Origin of the sequence: Nonomuraea sp. NPDC059194, from assembly GCF_042754765.1 — a bacterium.
GTDB lineage: Bacteria > Actinomycetota > Actinomycetes > Streptosporangiales > Streptosporangiaceae > Nonomuraea.
The window spans coordinates 58362-76301 of record NZ_JBHZBH010000002.1; the positions used below are offsets into that span (position 1 = coordinate 58362).

The 17940-nt window shown below is 70.0% G+C and carries 16 protein-coding genes; 6 read left to right on the top strand and 10 right to left on the bottom strand.

All coding sequences use genetic code 11. From position 1 onward, the window contains the following. Positions 1-14 precede the first annotated feature (14 nt). Genes priA through hisD form a run of 7 tightly spaced genes read right to left on the bottom strand, consistent with a single transcriptional unit; the run spans position 15 to position 4855 of the window. A complete protein-coding gene (gene priA / locus ACFXJ8_RS03000) occupies positions 15-737 on the bottom strand; it encodes a bifunctional 1-(5-phosphoribosyl)-5-((5-phosphoribosylamino)methylideneamino)imidazole-4-carboxamide isomerase/phosphoribosylanthranilate isomerase PriA (protein ID WP_379642110.1) in 723 nt (240 codons plus the stop codon). A gap of 5 nt (positions 738-742) precedes the next feature. After that, positions 743-1072: a hypothetical protein gene (locus ACFXJ8_RS03005; protein ID WP_379642111.1), complete on the bottom strand. Its 330-nt coding sequence runs from the start codon at positions 1070-1072 to the stop codon at positions 743-745. A gap of 34 nt (positions 1073-1106) precedes the next feature. Continuing rightward, positions 1107-1739: an imidazole glycerol phosphate synthase subunit HisH gene (hisH, locus tag ACFXJ8_RS03010; RefSeq protein ID WP_379642112.1), complete on the bottom strand. Its 633-nt coding sequence runs from the start codon at positions 1737-1739 to the stop codon at positions 1107-1109. Continuing rightward, positions 1736-1891, bottom strand: coding sequence for a hypothetical protein (locus ACFXJ8_RS03015; protein ID WP_379642113.1), 156 nt, complete (start codon positions 1889-1891; stop codon positions 1736-1738). The genes hisH and ACFXJ8_RS03015 overlap by 4 nt, the downstream gene beginning before the upstream one ends. After that, the gene (gene hisB / locus ACFXJ8_RS03020; RefSeq protein WP_379642114.1) at positions 1888-2484 is read right to left on the bottom strand and encodes an imidazoleglycerol-phosphate dehydratase HisB; all 597 of its coding nucleotides are present in this window, start codon (positions 2482-2484) and stop codon (positions 1888-1890) included. Before hisB ends, ACFXJ8_RS03015 begins: the two co-directional genes overlap by 4 nt. Continuing rightward, positions 2481-3551, bottom strand: coding sequence for a histidinol-phosphate transaminase (locus ACFXJ8_RS03025; RefSeq protein ID WP_379642115.1), 1071 nt, complete (start codon positions 3549-3551; stop codon positions 2481-2483). Before ACFXJ8_RS03025 ends, hisB begins: the two co-directional genes overlap by 4 nt. Further along, positions 3548-4855, bottom strand: a complete 1308-nt coding sequence (hisD, locus tag ACFXJ8_RS03030) for a histidinol dehydrogenase (RefSeq protein ID WP_379642116.1) — start codon at positions 4853-4855, stop codon at positions 3548-3550. The genes ACFXJ8_RS03025 and hisD overlap by 4 nt, the downstream gene beginning before the upstream one ends. A gap of 111 nt (positions 4856-4966) precedes the next feature. Here hisD and ybaK point away from each other — a divergent pair, with 111 nt between their 5' ends. Beyond that, positions 4967-5467, top strand: coding sequence for a Cys-tRNA(Pro) deacylase (gene ybaK / locus ACFXJ8_RS03035; protein WP_379642117.1), 501 nt, complete (start codon positions 4967-4969; stop codon positions 5465-5467). Positions 5468-5604: 137 nt separating this feature from the next. Continuing rightward, entirely contained in the window at positions 5605-6978 is a 1374-nt protein-coding gene (locus tag ACFXJ8_RS03040) for an amidase (RefSeq protein WP_379642118.1), read from the top strand. Here ACFXJ8_RS03040 and ACFXJ8_RS03045 read toward each other — a convergent pair. After that, positions 6973-7482, bottom strand: a complete 510-nt coding sequence (locus ACFXJ8_RS03045; RefSeq protein ID WP_379642119.1) for a hypothetical protein — start codon at positions 7480-7482, stop codon at positions 6973-6975. The genes ACFXJ8_RS03040 and ACFXJ8_RS03045 overlap by 6 nt on opposite strands. Positions 7483-7557: 75 nt before the next feature. On the opposite strand from ACFXJ8_RS03045, the gene murA reads away from it, so the two are divergent. From murA to ACFXJ8_RS03060, 3 genes are all read left to right on the top strand, one after another. Next, complete coding sequence (gene murA / locus ACFXJ8_RS03050) at positions 7558-8868, top strand: UDP-N-acetylglucosamine 1-carboxyvinyltransferase (protein WP_379642120.1); 1311 nt, start codon at positions 7558-7560, stop codon at positions 8866-8868. 107 nt (positions 8869-8975) lie between these two features. Continuing rightward, a complete protein-coding gene (locus tag ACFXJ8_RS03055) occupies positions 8976-11189 on the top strand; it encodes a transglycosylase domain-containing protein (protein ID WP_379642121.1) in 2214 nt (737 codons plus the stop codon). 405 nt (positions 11190-11594) lie between these two features. After that, positions 11595-11735 (top strand): hypothetical protein, encoded by a 141-nt coding sequence (locus ACFXJ8_RS03060; protein ID WP_379642122.1) that lies wholly within the window; start codon positions 11595-11597, stop codon positions 11733-11735. A 159-nt stretch (positions 11736-11894) separates the two neighbouring features. On the opposite strand, the gene dnaE is transcribed toward ACFXJ8_RS03060, so the two are convergent. After that, positions 11895-15449 carry a DNA polymerase III subunit alpha gene (gene dnaE / locus ACFXJ8_RS03065; protein ID WP_379642123.1) on the bottom strand — a complete coding sequence of 1185 codons (3555 nt, stop codon included), beginning with the start codon at positions 15447-15449 and terminating at the stop codon, positions 11895-11897. 185 nt (positions 15450-15634) lie between these two features. Between dnaE and ACFXJ8_RS03070 the strand changes: the two genes are divergently transcribed. Continuing rightward, positions 15635-17002 carry an amino acid permease gene (locus ACFXJ8_RS03070; protein ID WP_379642124.1) on the top strand — a complete coding sequence of 456 codons (1368 nt, stop codon included), beginning with the start codon at positions 15635-15637 and terminating at the stop codon, positions 17000-17002. Here the strand turns inward: ACFXJ8_RS03070 and ACFXJ8_RS03075 are convergent. Further along, the gene (locus ACFXJ8_RS03075; protein ID WP_379642125.1) at positions 16965-17789 is read right to left on the bottom strand and encodes a chorismate mutase; all 825 of its coding nucleotides are present in this window, start codon (positions 17787-17789) and stop codon (positions 16965-16967) included. The two genes, ACFXJ8_RS03070 and ACFXJ8_RS03075, sit on opposite strands and share 38 nt — an antisense overlap. Positions 17790-17940 lie beyond the last annotated feature (151 nt).

Below are 17940 nucleotides of genomic sequence, written 5' to 3' on the forward strand. Positions count from 1 at the left end.
TCCCTCATGATGCCCTAGCCGCGCACCGCGATCAGGGCGTCTTCCAGCGTGAAAGCCTGCGCGTACAGTGCCTTGCCCACGATCGCGCCCTCCACGCCGTGGGGCGCGAGAGAGGTGAGGGCGATGAGATCGTCGAGAGAGGAGACGCCCCCGCTCGCGACGACCGGCTTGTCGGTTCGATCGCAGACCTGGCGCAGCAGGTCCAGGTTCGGGCCGCGCAGTGTTCCGTCCTTGGTCACGTCCGTTACCACGTAGCGCGGGCAGCCGTCGGCTTCGAGCCGGTCGAGCACCTCCCAGAGATCGCCGCCCGCCTCGGTCCAGCCGCGCGCGGCCAGCGTGGTGCCGCGCACGTCAAGACCAACTGCGATCTTGTCACCATACTCGGCGATGATCCTCCTGCACCAGGCCGGATTCTCCAGGGCCGCGGTGCCGATGTTCACCCTGCGGCAGCCGGTCGACAGCGCCGCCTCCAGCGAGGCGTCGTCGCGGATCCCACCGGTCAGCTCGACGTGGATGTCCAGCTTGGCGACCACGTCGGCCAGCAGCTCCCTGTTGGAGCCCCGGCCGAAGGCGGCGTCCAGGTCGACCAGGTGGATCCACTCGGCGCCCGCCTCCTGCCAGGCCAGCGCCGCGGTCAGCGGATCGCCGTAGCCGGTCTCGGTGCCGGCCTCCCCCTGCACGAGGCGTACGGCCTGGCCGTCGACGACGTCCACGGCGGGCAGCAGTACGAACGACATGGTCTTCAGGTCCTCCGGTCAAAGGCGAGCGTGACGATCACAGGGACGAACAGCAGGGAGAGCACGAGCACGGCCAGGCTGACCTGCCACGACGACCACAGCAGCCAGGCCAGCAGTTGCACGACGAGGAAGAGCAGGCCGATGGCGGTGTTCTGGGCCCGCTGGCGGCGGGCGAGCACACCGCCCTGCCTGGCGAAGCGGACGGGGCGCGGGAGGAGCCGGTTGACCAGCGCCCTCCTGCGCGACCTGCGGGCCATGCGCGCGGCGTTCAGCTGGGCCGCGCGCTCGCGCTCGGCCTCGCGGGCCGCCCGCCGCCGCGCCCGCTCCTTGCTCACGGGGCGGCCTCGGGCCGCGTGGGCGGCGGTACGTTCACAGCGTGCCGACCCAGTTGGCCAGCAGGGCCGCGCCCGCGTCGCCGGACTTCTCCGGGTGGAACTGCGTGGCCATCAGCGGGCCGTTCTCCACCGCCGCCACGAACGGCACGCCGTGCTCGGCCCACGTCACCAGCGGCGAGGTGAAGCCGGGCCCGGGATGCAGCTCCCAGTCGCGCACGGCGTAGGAGTGGACGAAGTAGAAGCGGGTGCCGGCGTCGAGCCCGGCGAACAGCACGCTGTCGGCGGGTGCCTTGACGGTGTTCCAGCCCATGTGCGGCAGCACCGGGGCCTCCAGGCGCTCGACCGTGCCCGGCCACTCGCCGCAGCCCTCGGTCTCCACGCCGTGCTCCACGCCGCGCTCGAACAGGATCTGCATGCCGACGCAGATGCCCAGCACGGGACGGCCGGCCGACAGGCGACGGCCGATGATCCGGTCGCCGATGACGCTCTTGAGACCCGACATGCAGGCCTCGAAGGCGCCCACGCCCGGCACGACCAGGCCGTCGGCCTCGATCGCGGCGTCGTAGTCGGCCGTGACCGTCACCTGGGCGCCGGTCCTGGCCAGCGCCCGTTCGGCCGAGCGCAGGTTGCCCGAGCCGTAGTCGAGGATGACGACGTTCTTGGTCACCACCACAACACCCCCGCCAGCAGCGCCATCGCGGCGCCGACTCCGCAGACGGCCGCGCCGATCTTCAGGCCCTGCCTGAGCAGCGACACCACGCCGCCGATCAGGAACAGGCCGACGAAGACCATCGCGATCGCCGTCCAGTTGTCGCTCATAGCACGCCCTTCGTGCTCGGCACCCCTGTCGCGCGCGGGTCGAGCTCGCTGGCCGCGCGCAGCGCCCTGGCCAGCGCCTTGAACTGGGCCTCGACGATGTGGTGGGCGTTGCGCCCGTACGGCACGCGCACGTGCAGGCAGATGGCGGCCTGCGCGACGAACGACTCCAGGATGTGCCTGGTCATCGTCGTGTCGTACTCGGGGCCGATCATCGGCGCCATGCCCTCGGGCTCGGAGTGCACCAGGTAGGGCCGGCCGGACAGGTCGACGGTCACCTCGGCCAGCGCCTCGTCCAGGGGGCAGGAGGCGTTGCCGTACCGCCTGATGCCGGACTTGTCGCCCAGCGCCTCGCGGAAGGCGGCGCCCAGCGCCAGCGCGGTGTCCTCGATGGTGTGGTGGGAGTCGATGTGCAGGTCGCCCTCGGTCTTGACGGTCAGGTCGAACAGACCGTGCTTGCCGAGCTGGGCCAGCATGTGGTCATAGAACCCGACCCCGGTGGCGACGTCGACGACGCCGGTGCCGTCGAGGTTCACCTCGACCAGGACCGACGTCTCCTTCGTCACCCGCTCGATACGACCGGTGCGCTCGCTCACAGAACCCCCTCCAGGGCAGCACGGAATGCCGTCATTTCCTCGCCGGTGCCGATCGACACCCGCAGCCACTCGGGCGGCCCGACCTCGCGGATCAGGACGCCCCGCTGGAGCAGCCCCTCCCAGATCTTGCGCCGGTCGCCGAACCGGCCGAACAACACGAAGTTGGCGTCGGAATCGGCGACCGTCAAGCCCTTGCCGCGCAGCCACGCCACGGTGTCGTCGCGTTCCTTCCTGAGCGCGTCGACCGTGCCGAGTAGCTCGGCGCGGTGGCGCAGCGCGACCCTGGCCGTCGCCTGCGTGACCGTCGACAGGTGGTACGGCAGGCGCACCAGCAGCATCGCCTCGACCACGGCGGGGTGGGCCGCCAGGTAGCCGAGCCGGGTGCCCGCCATCGCGAACGCCTTGGACATGGTCCGCGTCACGATCAGCCTGGGGTGCTCGGGCAGCAGCGTCAGCGCCGACGGGGTGCCGGTGCGGGCGAACTCGGCGTAGGCCTCGTCCACCACGACCATGCCGGGGGCCGCCCGCACCACCCGGGAGATGGTCTCCAGCGGGAGCGATGTGCCGGTCGGATTGTTCGGCGAGGTCAGGAAGACAATGTCGGGCCGGTGCTCCTCGACCGCGGCGACCGCCTTGTCGGCGTCGAGCGAGAAGTCCTCCTCGCGCGCCCCCGAGATCCACTCGGTGCTGGTGCCCGTGGTGATGATCGGGTGCATGGAGTAGGACGGCTCGAAGCCGAGCGCGCGGCGGTCGTGGCCGCCGAAGGCCTGCAGGATCTGCTGGAGCACCTCGTTGGAGCCGTTGGCCGCCCACACCATGTCGCGGGTCAGGCCGTGGCCCAGGTAGTCGGCCAGGTCTTCGCGCAGCGCGAGCGCGTCCCTGTCGGGGTAGCGGTTGAGCGCCGCCGCACCGCGCCTGATCTCCTCGGCGAGGTCGTCGACCAGCCGCTGGGAGGGCGGGTAGGGGTTCTCGTTGGTGTTGAGCTGCACGGGCACGTCGAGCTGCGGCGCGCCGTACGGCTTGCGGCCCCGCAGATCGTCGCGGATCGGCAGGTCGTCCATCCTCATGAGGGGATCTCCCAGTCGAACCTCGCGCGGATGGCGGCGCCGTGGGCGGGCAGGTCCTCGGCGTCGGCGAGCACGCAGGTGTGCCCTGCCGCCTCGGCGAGTGCCTCACGGGTGTAGTCGATCACGTGGATGCCGCGCAGGAACGACTGCACCGACAGCCCGCTGGAGTGGCAGGCGCAACCGCCGGTGGGCAGCACGTGGTTGGAACCGGCGAGGTAGTCGCCCAGGCTCACCGGGCTGTAGGCGCCGACGAAGATCGCGCCCGCGTTGCGGACCTTCGCCGCCAACGCGGCGGCGTCGGCCGTCTGGATCTCCAGGTGCTCGGCGGCGTAGGCGTCGACCACCTGGAGCCCGGCGGCCAGGTCGTCGACCAGCACGATGCCCGACTGCCTGCCCGCCAGCGCCTCGGCGATCCGCTCGGAGTGGCGGGTCGCGGCGACCTGGCCGGGCAGCTCCTTCTCGACCGCCTCGGCCAGCTCCACGCTGTCGGTGACCAGCACGGCCGCGGCGATCACGTCGTGCTCGGCCTGGCTGATGAGGTCGGCGGCCACGTGCCTGGGGTCGGCGGTGGCGTCGGCGAGGATCGCGATCTCGGTGGGGCCCGCCTCGGAGTCGATGCCGATGACGCCCTTGAGCAGCCGCTTGGCCGCGGCCACCCAGATGTTGCCGGGGCCGGTCACCATGGTCGCGGGGGCGCACTCCTCGGTACCGTAGGCGAACATCGCCACGGCCTGCGCGCCGCCGACGGAGTAGACCTCGTCCACGCCGAGCAGCGCGCACGCGGCCAGGATCGTGGGGTGCGGCAGCCCGCCGAAGTCCTTCTGCGCGGGGCTGGTGACGGCCAGCGACTCGACCCCCGCCTCCTGCGCGGGGACCACGTTCATGACCACGCTGGAGGGGTAGACCGCGCGCCCGCCCGGCACGTAGAGGCCGACGCGCTCGACCGGCACCCACCGCTCGGTGACCGTGCCGCCGGGGACGACCTGGGTCGTGGTGTCGGCGCGCCGCTGGTCGCGGTGCACCTTCCTGGTACGGCTGATCGCCTCTTCGAGCGCCGCCCTGACCTTGGGGTCGAGCTCGTCCAGCGCGCGCTGGATCGCCTCGACGGGGACTCGGGCGGACTGGATCTCGACACCGTCGAACCTGGCGGTCAGCTCGCGCACGGCTGCCGCCCCGCGATGGCGTACGTCCTCGCAGATGGGCCGCACCTTCTCCAGGGCGGCCTCGACGTCGAGTTCGGCGCGGGGCAGCACGTCGCGCAGGTTCCCGGGCAGAGAACCGCGCAGGTCGATACGGGAAATCACCCATACAGTCTACGGACTGTCCCAAGCTCGACCCGTTCTGTCCATAATGCGGGACAGCCGGTGATATTTCACCCACGATGCGTGGCCTGCCGATCCTCTACGATCGGGACCGTGAGCAAGGCGAAGAAGGGCGGGCAGGGCACTCCCGCGACGGTCGCGCTGGCCAAGGCACAGCTCGACTTCACGCTGCACCCCTACGAGCACGACGCCAACGCCCAGGCCTACGGCGAGGAAGCGGCCGACGCGCTGGGCCTGCCGTACGACAGGATCTTCAAGACGCTCGTGGCGGAGGTGGAGAGCGGGCTCGCGGTGGCCGTGGTGCCGGTGGCGGGCAAGCTCGACCTGAAGGCGTTCGCCGCGGCGCTGGGCGGCAAGCGGGCCGCGATGGCCGACGCGGCCAAGGTCGAGCGGGTCACCGGCTACGTGGTCGGCGGGATCAGCCCGCTCGGGCAGCGCAAGCGGCTGCCCACCGTGGTCGACGCCTCCGCGCTCGACTTCGAGACGATCTACTTCTCGGCCGGCAAGCGGGGACTGCAGATCGAGACCGCGCCGAAGAACCTGGTCGAGCTCACCAGCGCGGCCACCGCGTCCATCGCCAAGACCGGTTACTAACAGGAAACCTGCTCGCCAGACTGCCACTCCACTGTCGTGCCTGGTCAGGGTCGTAGTGGCAGTCCACTTAGCAGGTTTCCCATTAGTAGCAAACCTTGCCATCGCCGTCCGCGAACGCATGCGGCAGGATCGCAAGAGTGACCGAAGCGCACTACCTCACCGCCACCGAGATGGCCCGCCTGGTGCGGGCCCGCGAGGTGAGCGCCGTCGAGCTGCTCGAAGCCCATCTGGCGCGCATCGAGCGGGTCAACCCCGCCGTCAACGCCATCGTGACCCTGGTCGCCGAGCGGGCGCTCGAGGAGGCCAAGGCGGCCGACGCCGCCGCCGAACCGAGGGGCCCGCTGCACGGCGTGCCCGTCGCGCACAAGGATCTCGTCGACACCGCGGGCATCAGGACCACGTACGGCTCGCCGCTGTTCGCCGACCATGTCCCCGTCCAGGACGACCTGCTGGTCGAACGGCTCAGGAGGGCCGGGGCGATCACGGTCGGCAAGACCAACACGCCCGAGTTCGGCACCGGCTCCCACACCGTCAACGAGGTGTTCGGCGCCACCCGCAACCCCTACGACCTGTCGAGGTCGGCGGGCGGCAGCAGCGGGGGCGCGGCGGCGGCGCTGGCCACGGGGATGGTCCCGCTGGCCGACGGTTCGGACATGGGCGGGTCGCTGCGCAATCCGGCGAGCTTCTGCAACGTGGTCGGCCTGCGCCCGACGCCGGGGCGGGTGCCCGGCGTCTCGGACACCGCGGCCTGGTACACGCTGGCCGTCTCGGGGCCGATGGCCAGGACCGTCGAGGACCTGGAGCTGATGCTGTCGGTGATGTCCGGCTTCGACCCGCGCTCGCCGTACGCGATCAAGGAGCCGTACACGCCCGATCCCGAGACCTCCGTGCGGGGGCTGCGGGTGGCCTTCAGCCCCGACCTCGGCGGGCTGCCCGTCGACCCCGAGACCGCGGCCGTGACCGCCTCGGCGGCCGGGGTCTTCGAGCGGCTCGGCGCCCGGGTGGAGCAGGTCGACCTCGACCTGTCCGACGCCGACGACGCCTTCAGGATCTACCGCGCCTGGTACTACGCGCTGAGCTTCGGCGAGCTCGAAGGGCTCGGCGCCAACACCGCCTGGAACGTCGAGCAGGGACGCCGGGTCACCGGGGCCGACCTGGCCCGCGCCGAGAAGCTGCGCAGCGGCCTCTACCAGCGCATGGCCGCCTTCTTCGACGCCTTCGACGTGCTGATCGCGCCGGTCAGCCAGGTGCCGCCGTTCCCCGTCGAACGGCCCTACGTCGACGAGATCAACGGCGTGAAGCTGCCCGACTACCTGTCCTGGATGCGCTCGGCGTACTGGATCAGCGTCCTGCACGCTCCCGCGGCGTCGGTTCCCGCCGGGTTCACCCCGACCGGCCTGCCCGTGGGGGTGCAGATCGTCGGCCGCCCGTTCGCCGACGCCCGCGTGCTGCGCGTGGCGCGCGCCTTCGAGCAGGCCACCGGGTACGGCGCCCGCCGCCCCGGCCTATAGCCGGTCGATCTCCCCGTACGGCCTGCGCAGCGGCGACTCGCGGTAGGCCACGATCGCCTCCATCGTCCCGTAGAGCCCGACCGCGACGAACGGCCAGGTCACCAGCACGCCCTCGGCGGTCAGCTTGAGCGCGCCCGCGACCACCTTCACGCCGGGACCCGCGGCGGCGGCCTCCACCGTGACCGCGCCGAGGGTGAAGGTGGTGCCGACCCACTGCGTGACGAAGGCCGCGATCCCCCCGCCGGCCGCCAGCCCGAGCAGCACCTCCAGGCGTTTGTCACGTGCCAGGTTCCACGCCACGACCGCGCAGACGAGCGCGAGTCCGCCGGTGACCACGGCGTACCATCCGTCGGCGGCGATGAGGGCCTGCGTCGCGGGATCGGCCAGCACGACCTCGCCCCCCGCGACCGCGTACGGCGCGCGCGGCGCGAGCAGCGACCACAGCATGCCCGCGGGGACGCCGAGGGCGGCCAGCGCGAGAACGGTCACCGCGAAAGCCCGCACATGCCCCACCTGGCCACTCCCCCTCACAAGTGTGTCCGAACCTGCTCGATGGTATCCCCCGGCTAGGCTCGTGCCGTGATTGAAGACAAGGTCTGGCTGATCGAACCCTCCGGTCCGCTGCGAGGCGATGTGGAGGTCCGCGGATCCAAGAACGGCGTGTCGAAGCACATGGTGGCGGCCATGCTCGGCACCGGTGAGAGCTCCATCCACAACGCCCCCGAGGTCGGCGAGGTCGGCATCACCGCGGCGATGCTCGAAGCGCTCGGCATCCATGTGGAGATCACCCGCAAGGAGATCAGGATCGCCAAGGGGCGGGAGATCAGGCCCCGCGTCCCCACCGCCTTCAGCGGTCTGAACCGCATCCCCATCCTCATGCTCGGCCCGCTGCTGCACCTGGCAGGCGAGGCGTTCGTTCCACTGGTCGGCGGCGACCCCATCGGCCGCAGACCGGTCAACTTCCACGTCGAGGCGCTGCGCGCGATGGGCGCCGAGGTCGAGGTCGGCGAGGACGGCATCCACGCCAAGGCCACCAGGCTGCGCGGCGCCAGGATCGAGCTGCCCTACCCCAGCGTCGGCGCGACCGAGACGATCCTGATGTCGGCGGTGCTCGCCGAGGGCAAGACCGTGATCAAGAACGCGGCCATGGAGCCCGAGGTCGTCGAGCTGGCGCTGTTCCTGCAGCGCATGGGCGGCCGGATCGAGCTGTCGCCCGACCGGCGGATCGTCATCGAGGGCGTGCCCGAACTGCACGGCGCGCAGACCTGGCTGGCCGGCGACCGCATCGAGGCCTTCTCCTACCTGGCCGCCGGCCTCATCAGCAGGGGCGAGGTGCGCGTGCACGGCTGCCCGCAGGACCGCCTGGTCACCGCGATCACCACGCTGGCCAGGATGGGCGCCCAGTTCGACATCAACGACGACTACATCTGCGCCACCGCGCCACCCGAGGGACTGCGCTCGGCCGCCGTCCAGACCGACACCCATCCCGGGTTCATGACCGACTGGCAGACACCGCTGATGGTGCTGTTCACCCAGAGCCAGGGCATGTCGGTGCTGCACGAGACGGTCTTCGAGAACCGCCTGGTGTACGTGCCCGCGCTGCAGCAGATGGGCTGCGAGATCGAGGTCTTCGACCAGTGCCTCGGCGGGCCCGCCTGCCGCTACCACGACACCAACGCCAAGCACTCGGCCGTGGTGCGCGGGGTGTCGAAGCTGCGCGGCGCCGACGTGATGCTTCCCGACATCAGGGCGGGCTTCTCCGCGGTGCTGGCCGCCGCGGTGGCCGACGGGGCCTCCAGGCTGCGCGGCGTCCAGCACATCGAGCGGGGCTACCACCGCCCGTTCGAGCAGTTCGGCTCGCTCGGCCTGAACGTCCAGCGGGAGGGCTGACGGGGGCGCCTGGCGCCCGTCAGGCCATGGTCGCGTTTGCTGATCGCAAAGGCTGTTGAAGCACGCGTTTGGCCCCCGTCTTCTCGTCGCAGATCATCTGAGTGACTGTGCTCAAATCCCTCGCCGGGCTCGGCATGGCGGGGGCGCTCGGCGGCGTGCTGGCCGCGGCGATGGCGGCCCCCACCGTCGGCGGGGCCGCCATCGCCGTGCGCGACGCCACCACCACCTTCACCGACCTGCCGCCCGCGCCGCGCGAGGAGCCGCTGTCCCAGCTCACCACGCTGCTGGACCGCAACGGCAAGGTGTTCGCCCAGTTCTACGAGGCCAACAGGACGCCCGTGACGCTGGCCCAGGTGGCCCCCGTCATGCGCCAGGCCATCGTGGCCATCGAGGACGCCCGCTTCTACGAGCACTCCGGGCTCGACATCAAGGGCACGCTGCGCGCGGTCATCACCAACACCCAGGCGGGCAGCATCAGACAGGGCGGCTCGTCGCTGACGCAGCAGCTGGTCAAGAACATCCTGGTCGAGAACGCCGAGACGGAGAAGGAACGGCAGGCCGCCCGCGCGCCCAGCCTCTCCCGCAAGATCAGCGAGCTGCGTTACGCGCTGGCCATGGAGGACAAGTACCGCAAGGACGAGATCCTCGAGCGGTACCTGAACATCGCCTACTTCGGCGCGGGCGCCTACGGCGTCGAGGCGGCGGCCAGGCGGTTCTTCTCCACCACGGCCGCCAAGCTGACACTGGCGCAGGCGGCGACGCTGGCGGGGGCGGTGCGGCTGCCGTACACCACCGATCCTTCGCTGGGCAAAGAGCAGCAGGCGCGGCTGCTGGAGCGCCGCGACATCGTGCTGGACCGCATGGCGGGCCTGAACATGATCTCCAAGGAGACGGCGGCGGCGACCAGGAAGCAGCCGCTGAACATCAGGCTGCGGCCCGAACCCGGCGGGTGCGCCGAGAGCGAGTATCCCTACTTCTGCCTCTACGTGCAGCGCGAACTCCTCACCAACCCCGTCTTCGGCGACACCACCATCGAACGGCAGCGCCGCCTGTCCAGGGGCGGGCTCGTGCTGCGCACCACCCTCGACCCCGCCGCGCAGCGGGCCGCCGAACAGGCCATCAGACAGCGGGTCCACCCCGCCGACACCGAGGTCGCGGCCGAGGCGATGGTCGAGCCCGGCACCGGCAGGATCAGGGCGCTGGCCGCCAGCAAACGATTCGGCCGCAACCCCGACAACAAGAACAACGGGCCGAGAACCACCTTCAACCTGCCCGCCGACGTACGGCACGGCGGCGGCATGGGCCTGCAGGCCGGCTCGACGTTCAAGGTGTTCACCCTGGCCACGGCGCTCAAACAGGGCTGGCGCTTCGGCCAGGGCTTCCAGACACCCGGCGCGCTCGTCCCCTCCGAGGGCTACCGCAACTGCGCCGGCCGGCCCGTCAACGCGCCGTCCGCGACGATCCACAACGCCAGCGGCGAAGGCAAGGGCGGCCCGCACAGCATCGAGACCGGCACCTGGAACTCGGTGAACATCTTCTACATGATGCTGGAGCGCAAGGTCGGCCTGTGCGCCGTCGTCCAGACGGCCAAGTCGCTCGGCATCGCCAGGGCCGACGGGCAGCCGCTGCGCGAGGTGCCGACCTTCACGCTCGGCGTCAACGAGATGGACCCGCTCACCGTGGCCGCCGCGTTCGCCGCCTTCGGCGCCCGCGGCCGCTACTGCCGTCCCATGGCGATCGTCGACATCACCGACAGGGAGGGGCTGCGCACCGCCGTACGGCCCGCCTGCGCCCAGGCGATGGAACGGGACGTGGCCGACGCCGTCAACCACGTGCTGACCGGGGTGTTCTCCAAGGGCACGATGAAGGGACAGAGCATCGGCAGGCCCGCGGCGGGCAAGACCGGCACCAACAACGGCTACACCTCGGCCTGGTTCGCCGGCTACACCCCCGACCTGGCGGCCGCGGTGAGCGTCGGCGACATCCGCGGCTCCTACCGCTACCCGCTGCGCGGCGTGACGATCGGCGACGAGTCGTACGGCGCGGTGCAGGGCGCGTCGCTGCCCGGCCCGATCTGGGTGGACTCGATGGAGGCGGCGCTGCGCGACACCCGCGCGACGTCGTTCCACCGGCCCGACATGTCACGCTTCGGCGGCGGCCACACCCCCGGCCTGGCCAAGGCGGAGGCCGCGGCCCGCCGCGCCGAGATCCGCCGCTTCGTCAAGAAGTACCGCGAGCGGTACCGCCGCTTCTACAGGTGGATGACCAGACACCCCGACCGCCCTCAGCGCAACCACCCTCACCGCCGCCACCGCCACTGAGCGCCCCGGAGTGGAAGGCATGGTCCCTCACGGTGGCGCGCTCCGCGCGTTCGGGCTCGGGGCTGTTCTTCCCAGGGGCTTTCCAGCCCCTTCGACCCCGGCCTGAGCCGCTTGGAGGGCAAGGCGGCAGACCACGATCGGGGACCGGCCGGAACCGTGGCCGAACACTCCTGACTTGTTGAATGAGGCCAGACGCCAGGGTCTGCAGCCTTAGCGTTCAGGGTGCCGGTCGGCGCAGGTCCGCAGGCTCCTTGCCGCCCTAGTGGCTGGCTCACTCATAGCGTGCCATGCCGCCGGCCCCCGCCGTGGTGTGGCTCGACAGAGGCATGACCTGCTCAATTCTTCAAGTCAGAGTGCCCGCCACGGCCCGACCCAAAGTCGTCGACCACTGTGGAGCCCACCCCCGTGATCACCATCGGAATCGACCCGCACAAGTCCTCACTCACCGCCCTGGCCGTTGACGCCGCCGGCCACCCGATCAGCCAACGCCGCTTCACCGTCAACTCCGGCACCTTCCGCCAGCTCACCGCCTGGGCCGCGGCATGACCCGAGCGCCGCTTCGCCATCGAGGGCGCCAACGGCCCCGGCCGCCGCTCGCGCTGGCCCACCCGTGCGGGACGCGCGCCTGCACCAGCCCGTCTCGGCCGCAGCGCGGGCATGCGGGCGCCCGGTAAGCAGACAGGATGTCCACCCGCCGAGTGCCGCTCACAGCGCGATCGCCTCGGGCCCGAACAGCGCCTTCACATCGGCGGCGAACGACGGCTCAGAGCTGACCGGGAACTCCGGAACCGCCAAAACCGCGACCTTACCGTTCGGCTTGCGCAGGTTGATGCGCAGCGGCACCTTGCCCTGGTGCATCTTCAGCACGTTGCGCAGCTCTTCCACCAACTGCTGGTTGAGGCGTTCCTCGCGCAGCTGGATGGTGATGGGGTGGCCGGAGTCGCTGGTGACGCCGGAGACGTCGATCGGGGTCAGATCGTTGGCGAAGACGCTGATCGCCCCGTCGCGGTTGTTGATCTGGCCGCCCACCGACACGACCGCGTCCTCGCGCAGCTCGGGGCTGTACAGCTCCCAGTTCTTGGGGAAGAACAGGCACTCCACGGCGCTGTCCATGTCCTCGACGGTGACGATCGCCCACACGTTCCCGGCCTTGTTGACGCGCCGGTCCACTTTGGTGATCAGCCCGCACACCCGGACGTCGGCGCGGTCGTCGCGGCCGCTGTCGAGCAGGTCGGCGATCGTGGTGTCCCGGTTGCGGGCCAGCAGCCGTTCGGTACCCGCTAGCGGGTGGTCGGAGACGTACAGGCCCAGCATCTCCCGCTCGAAGTCCAGCTTGGCCTTGCGGTCCCATTCCAACTCGGGGATGGCGACGGAGAAGGTCTCGTCCTCGCTGGCTTCGTCGCCGCCGAACAACGAGTCCTGACCGTGGGCTTCGTTCTTCTTGATGCCGATCACCGAGTCGACCGCCTGCTCGTGGATCATCAGCACGCCCTTGCGCGGATGTTCGAGCGAGTCGAAGGCGCCCGCCTTGATCAGCGACTCGATGACGCGCTTGTTGCAGGCCGTCAGCGGGATCTTGGCGAGGAAGTCGTTGAAGTCGGTATAGCGGCCCTTCTTGCGGCCCTTGATGATGCCTTCGACGACGTTCTCGCCGACGTTGCGGACCGCGCCGAGGCCGAATCGCACCTTGTCGTCGCCGACGGCGACGAAGTCCAGCTGGGATTCGTTGACGTCCGGCGCCAGTACCTGGATGCCCATCTTGCGGCACTCGGCCAGGTAGACGGCGGCCTTGTCCTTGTCGTCGCCGACGCTGGTCAGCAGCGCTGCCATGTACTCGGCCGGGTAGTTGGCCTTGAGGTAGGCGGTCCAGTACGCGACCAGGCCGTAGCCGGCGGTGTGGGACTTGTTGAAGGCGTAGCCGGAGAACGGCAGCATGACGTCCCACAAGGCCTGAATGGCCTCGTCGGAGAACTTGTTGGCGCGCATCCCGGCCTGGAAGTTGACGAACTCCTTGGCCAGGATCTCCGGCTTCTTCTTGCCCATCGCGCGGCGCAGCAGGTCGGCGCCGCCCAGGGTGTAGCCGGCCAGCTCCCGGGCGATTGCCATGATCTGCTCTTGGTAGACCAGCAGATGGAAGGTGGAGCCCAGGATCGGCTCCAGCGCCTCCTTCAGCTCCGGATGGATCGGCTCGATCTCCTGCCGGCCGTTCTTGCGGTGGGCGTAGTTGGTGTGCGCGTTGGCCGCCATTGGACCCGGCCGGTACAGCGCGAGCACGGCGGCGATGTCCTCGAAGCGGGTCGGCTCCATCAGCCGCAGCAGCTGCCGCATGGGCCCGCCGTCCAGCTGGAAGACGCCCAGGGTGTCGCCGCGAGCCATCAGCTGGTAAGTGGTGGCGTCGTCGAGGGGGATGGTCAGGGTGTCGAGCTTGACGCCCCGGTTCTGATCGATGATCTTGATGGCGTGATCGATGATGCCCAGGTTCCGCAGACCCAGGAAGTCCATCTTGATCAGGCCCATTTCCTCGCATGAGGGATAGTCGAAGCCTGTGATGATCACGCCATCCTTGTCCCGCATGTGCATGGGGATCAGGTCCAGCAGCGGCGCCGACGACAAGATGACCGCCGCGGCGTGCACGCCGGTGCCGCGGATCAGACCCTCGATACCGCGGCCTGTGTCCATCACCTTGCGCACGTCGGGGTCATTCTCATACAGGGCGCGGATCTCGGCGCCTTCGGCGTAACGGGGGTGCTCCTCGTCGAACAGCTTCGACAGCGGGACGCCCTTGCCCATCACGTCCGGCGGCATCGCCTTGGTGATCTTGTCGCCGACCACGAATGGGTAACCGAGGATGCGGGCGGCGTCCTTGACGGCGGCCTTGGCCTTGATCGTGCCGAAGGTGTTGACCTGCGCGGTCATCTCGCTGCCGTACTTCTCGGTGACGTAGCGCACCATCCGGTCGCGCTGGCGGTCGTCGAAGTCGAGGTCGATGTCGGGCGGGCTGATGCGCTCGGGGTTGAGGAAGCGCTCGAACAGCAGGCCGTGCTCGAGCGGGTCGAGTTCGGTGATGCGGGTGGCGTAGGCGACGATCGACCCGGTGGCGCTGCCACGGCCCGGCCCGACCGCGATGCCGTTGTCGCGGGCGTACTTGCAGATGTCGGCCACGACCAGGAAGTAGCTGGAGAAACCCATCGGACCGATGATCTTCATCTCGGTCTCGTACCGCTCCATCACCTCGGCGGGCACGGGAGTCCCGTAGCGCATCTCCAGGCCGCGCTCGACCTCCTTGCGCAGCCACGACTCCTGAGTTTCGCCTTCCGGCACGTCGGGGAACTGCGGCATCCGGTCGACGTAGGTGAACACGTCGCTGTAGTCGCCGACCATCTCGGCGATCAGCAGCGTGTTGTCGCACGCCTCGGGCAGCTCGGGAAACAACCGGCGCATCTCGTCGGCGCTCTTGAGGTAGTAGCCCGAGCCGTTGAACCGGAACCGGTTGGGGTCGTCCTTGTTCTTGCCCACGCCGACGCACAGCAGGCTGTCGTGAGCGTCGGCCTGGTCCTCGGTGACGTAGTGGCTGTCGTTGGTGACCAGCAGCGGGATGCTCAGCTGCTTGGCCAGCTTCAACAGGTCGGCGCGGACTGCCCGCTCGATGTCGATGCCGTGGTCCATCAACTCCAGGAAGTAGTTCTCCCTGCCGAACATGTCCTGATAGTCGGCGGCGACCTTGACCGCCTCGTCGTACTGGCCGAGCCGCAGCCGCGTCTGCACCGCCCCGGACGGGCATCCGGTGGTGGCGATGATTCCCTCGGAATACTGGGAGATCAGGTCACGGTCCATCCGCGGCTTGGAGTAGTAACCCTCGAAACTGGCCAGCGACGACAACCGGAACAGGTTCCGCAGGCCCGTCGCGTCTTTGGCCCACATGGTCATGTGCGTGAACCGGCCACCGCCGGAGACGTCCTTGCCACCCTCGCCGTCGGCCACGCCGGTCTCGGCGCGCTGCCCCCAGAAGACCTGCTTCTTGACGAACCGGTTCTCCGGCGCCACATACGATTCGATTCCGATGATCGGCTTGACCGAGCTGTCCTTGGAGGCCTGGTAGAACTCGTAGGCGCCGAACATGTTGCCGTGGTCCGACATCGCGATGGCGGGCATCTCCAGCCTGGCAGCCTCGCCGAACAGCGGCTTCATCTTCGCCGCGCCGTCGAGCATGGAGTACTCGGTATGCACGTGCAGGTGTACAAACGAGTCGCTGGACGGCATGGAGCGGCGCCTCCTCGATCGAGACCGGATGTGCAGGCTTCGAGCCTAGTGGTCCGCACCGACCTTTCCGGCCGCCGCCACCACCCCGTTGACGAGATGTACGGCCTCGGCTACACAGTGCGCGGCGCGCCCCCGAAAGCCCTCCTGGCCTGCACATATATCGTTCTCGTGACGAAGGAGACACGGTGTGCGCACAGCTTGAAGAGGGCTACTCCCATGCGCTCGGCAACCGCCAGGTGCAGATGATCGCGATCGGCGGCGCCATCGGCGTCGGGCTGTTCCTCGGCGCGGGTGGACGCCTGGCGGCGGCGGGTCCCGCGCTGGTGCTGTCGTACGCGATCGCGGGCCTGGCCGCCTTCTTCGTCATGCGCGCGCTCGGCGAACTGGTCCTCTACCGGGCCACCTCCGGCTCCTTCGTGGAGTACGCGGGCGAGTTCGTCGGCCCCTGGGCCGCCTTCGCCAGCGGCTGGATGTACTGGATCAACTGGGCCTTCACCGGTATCGCCGAGCTGACCGCGGTCGCCACCTACGTCCACTACTGGGCTCCGGCCTTCCCCCAGTGGCTCACCGCGCTGATCGCGCTGGTCTTCGTGCTGGTGGTCAACCTGTTGTCGGTACGGGTGTTCGGCGAGCTGGAGTTCTGGTTCGCGCTGCTGAAGGTGCTGGCCATCTGCGCCTTCCTGGTCGTCGGCCTGTTCCTGGTGATCACCGGCGCGAACGTGGGCGGCGCCGAGGCCGGCCTGGCCAACCTCAGCGCGCACGGCGGGTTCTTCCCCAACGGCTTTCCCGTCGTGCTGATGAGCCTGCAGGCGGTGGTCTTCGCCTACGCCTCGATCGAGCTGGTCGGCATCGCGGCGGGCGAGACCAGGAACCCGGAACGGGTGATGCCGAAGGCGATCAACGGCGTCGTGTGGCGGATCGCGCTCTTCTACGTCGGCTCGATCGTGCTGCTGGCGATGGTGCTGCCGTGGACGCTCTACAGCGCCGACGAGTCGCCGTTCGTCACGGTCTTCGCCAAGCTGGGCGCGCCGTGGGCGGCCGACGCGATGAACCTCATCGTCATCACGGCGGCCACGTCCTCCCTCAACTCGGGCCTGTACTCCACGGGGCGCATCCTTCGGGCCATGGCGCTGAAGGGCGAGGCGCCGTACTTCACCGGCGGGCTCAGCTCCCGCCACGTGCCCTACGGCGGGATCCTGCTGACCGCGGCGGTGTTCCTCGCGGGCGTGGGGCTGTTCTATTTCGTGCCGCAGCGGGCCTTCGACATCGCCACGGCCGTCGCCTCGCTCGGCGTGATCACCACGTGGGGCACGCTGGTCTACTGCCAGCTGCTGCTACGGCGCTCCGGACACCGCTCCACCTTCGCGATGCCGGGCACGCCGTACAGCAACTGGTTCACGCTGGGGTTCCTCGCGCTGGTGGTCGTGCTGATGGCCTTCGCCGACGAGGACCAGCGGGTGGCCTTCTTCCTCATCCCCGTGCTCGCGGCGGCCATCGCCATCGGGTGGAAGGTGGTCAGCTCTCCTCGGAGAGGTGCAGGCCCGCTTCGATGACCGCGTTCATGATCGGCGCGAGCCGCTTCACGCCCAGCATGGGGGCGCGCTCGGCCATCCTGGCCACCAGCTGACGCTCCCGCTCCAGGTCGCGGCCGGCGAAACCGCCGACGGGCTTGAGGGACTGGACGACGCCCGCCAGCTCCGCCCGCCGTTCGAGGAGGGTTGCGAGGGCGGCGTCGACCCTGTCGATGGCGGCCCTGGCGTCGGCCAGGGTCACGGGAGTGTCGTGGCGGGCCAGCGCGCCGAAGAGGGTGACCGCCTCGCTCGCCCGCGTGATCTCCTCCTCGCCTGCCGAGGGCGACAGCAGCAGGCCGTCGGCGCCGGCCGCGATCGCGGCGCCGGCCAGGCCGGGATCGGCGGAGACGTCGGCCAGCACCGGCCGTCCCGAGCGCGCCTTGGCCTCGCGCAGCAGTGACAGGTCGAGGGTGAGGTGTCCCGCGTGGGTGCGGGTGCCGCTCTCGCACAGCGCCACCCGGTCGTTGCCCTCGGCCGCGCAGTAGTCGGCGATGGCGAGCCACTCCTCCAGTGTCGCGGCGTGGCCGCGCTGGACGATCACCGGCAGGCCGGTCCTGGCCACCGCCCGCACCAGCTGGAAGTCCTGCATCCACGCCGCGCCCACCACCACACCGGCCGCGCGCTCGGCGATGGCGGGCAGGTCGTCGGCCGAGAAGGGCTCGACGAAGAGCGGTCCGTCGAGCACGTCCTCGGCCCGTACCCGCCCGTGGTGCGGGCGCAGGCTGATCCATCGGGTGATGACGGGACGCGTTTCGAGGGTGGAAGACATCTCGATCCCAACGCTCAAGCCGGTCCGAGCGGAGCCGGCGGTCTCCAGGAAAGAAAAAGGGCAGAGACCTCGGGGTCTCCGCCTGTCGCCGGCTCCAGGTGGTCGCTAACGCATGACCGGCCCTCCGGGAGCCGGCTCGATAAACGTGTAG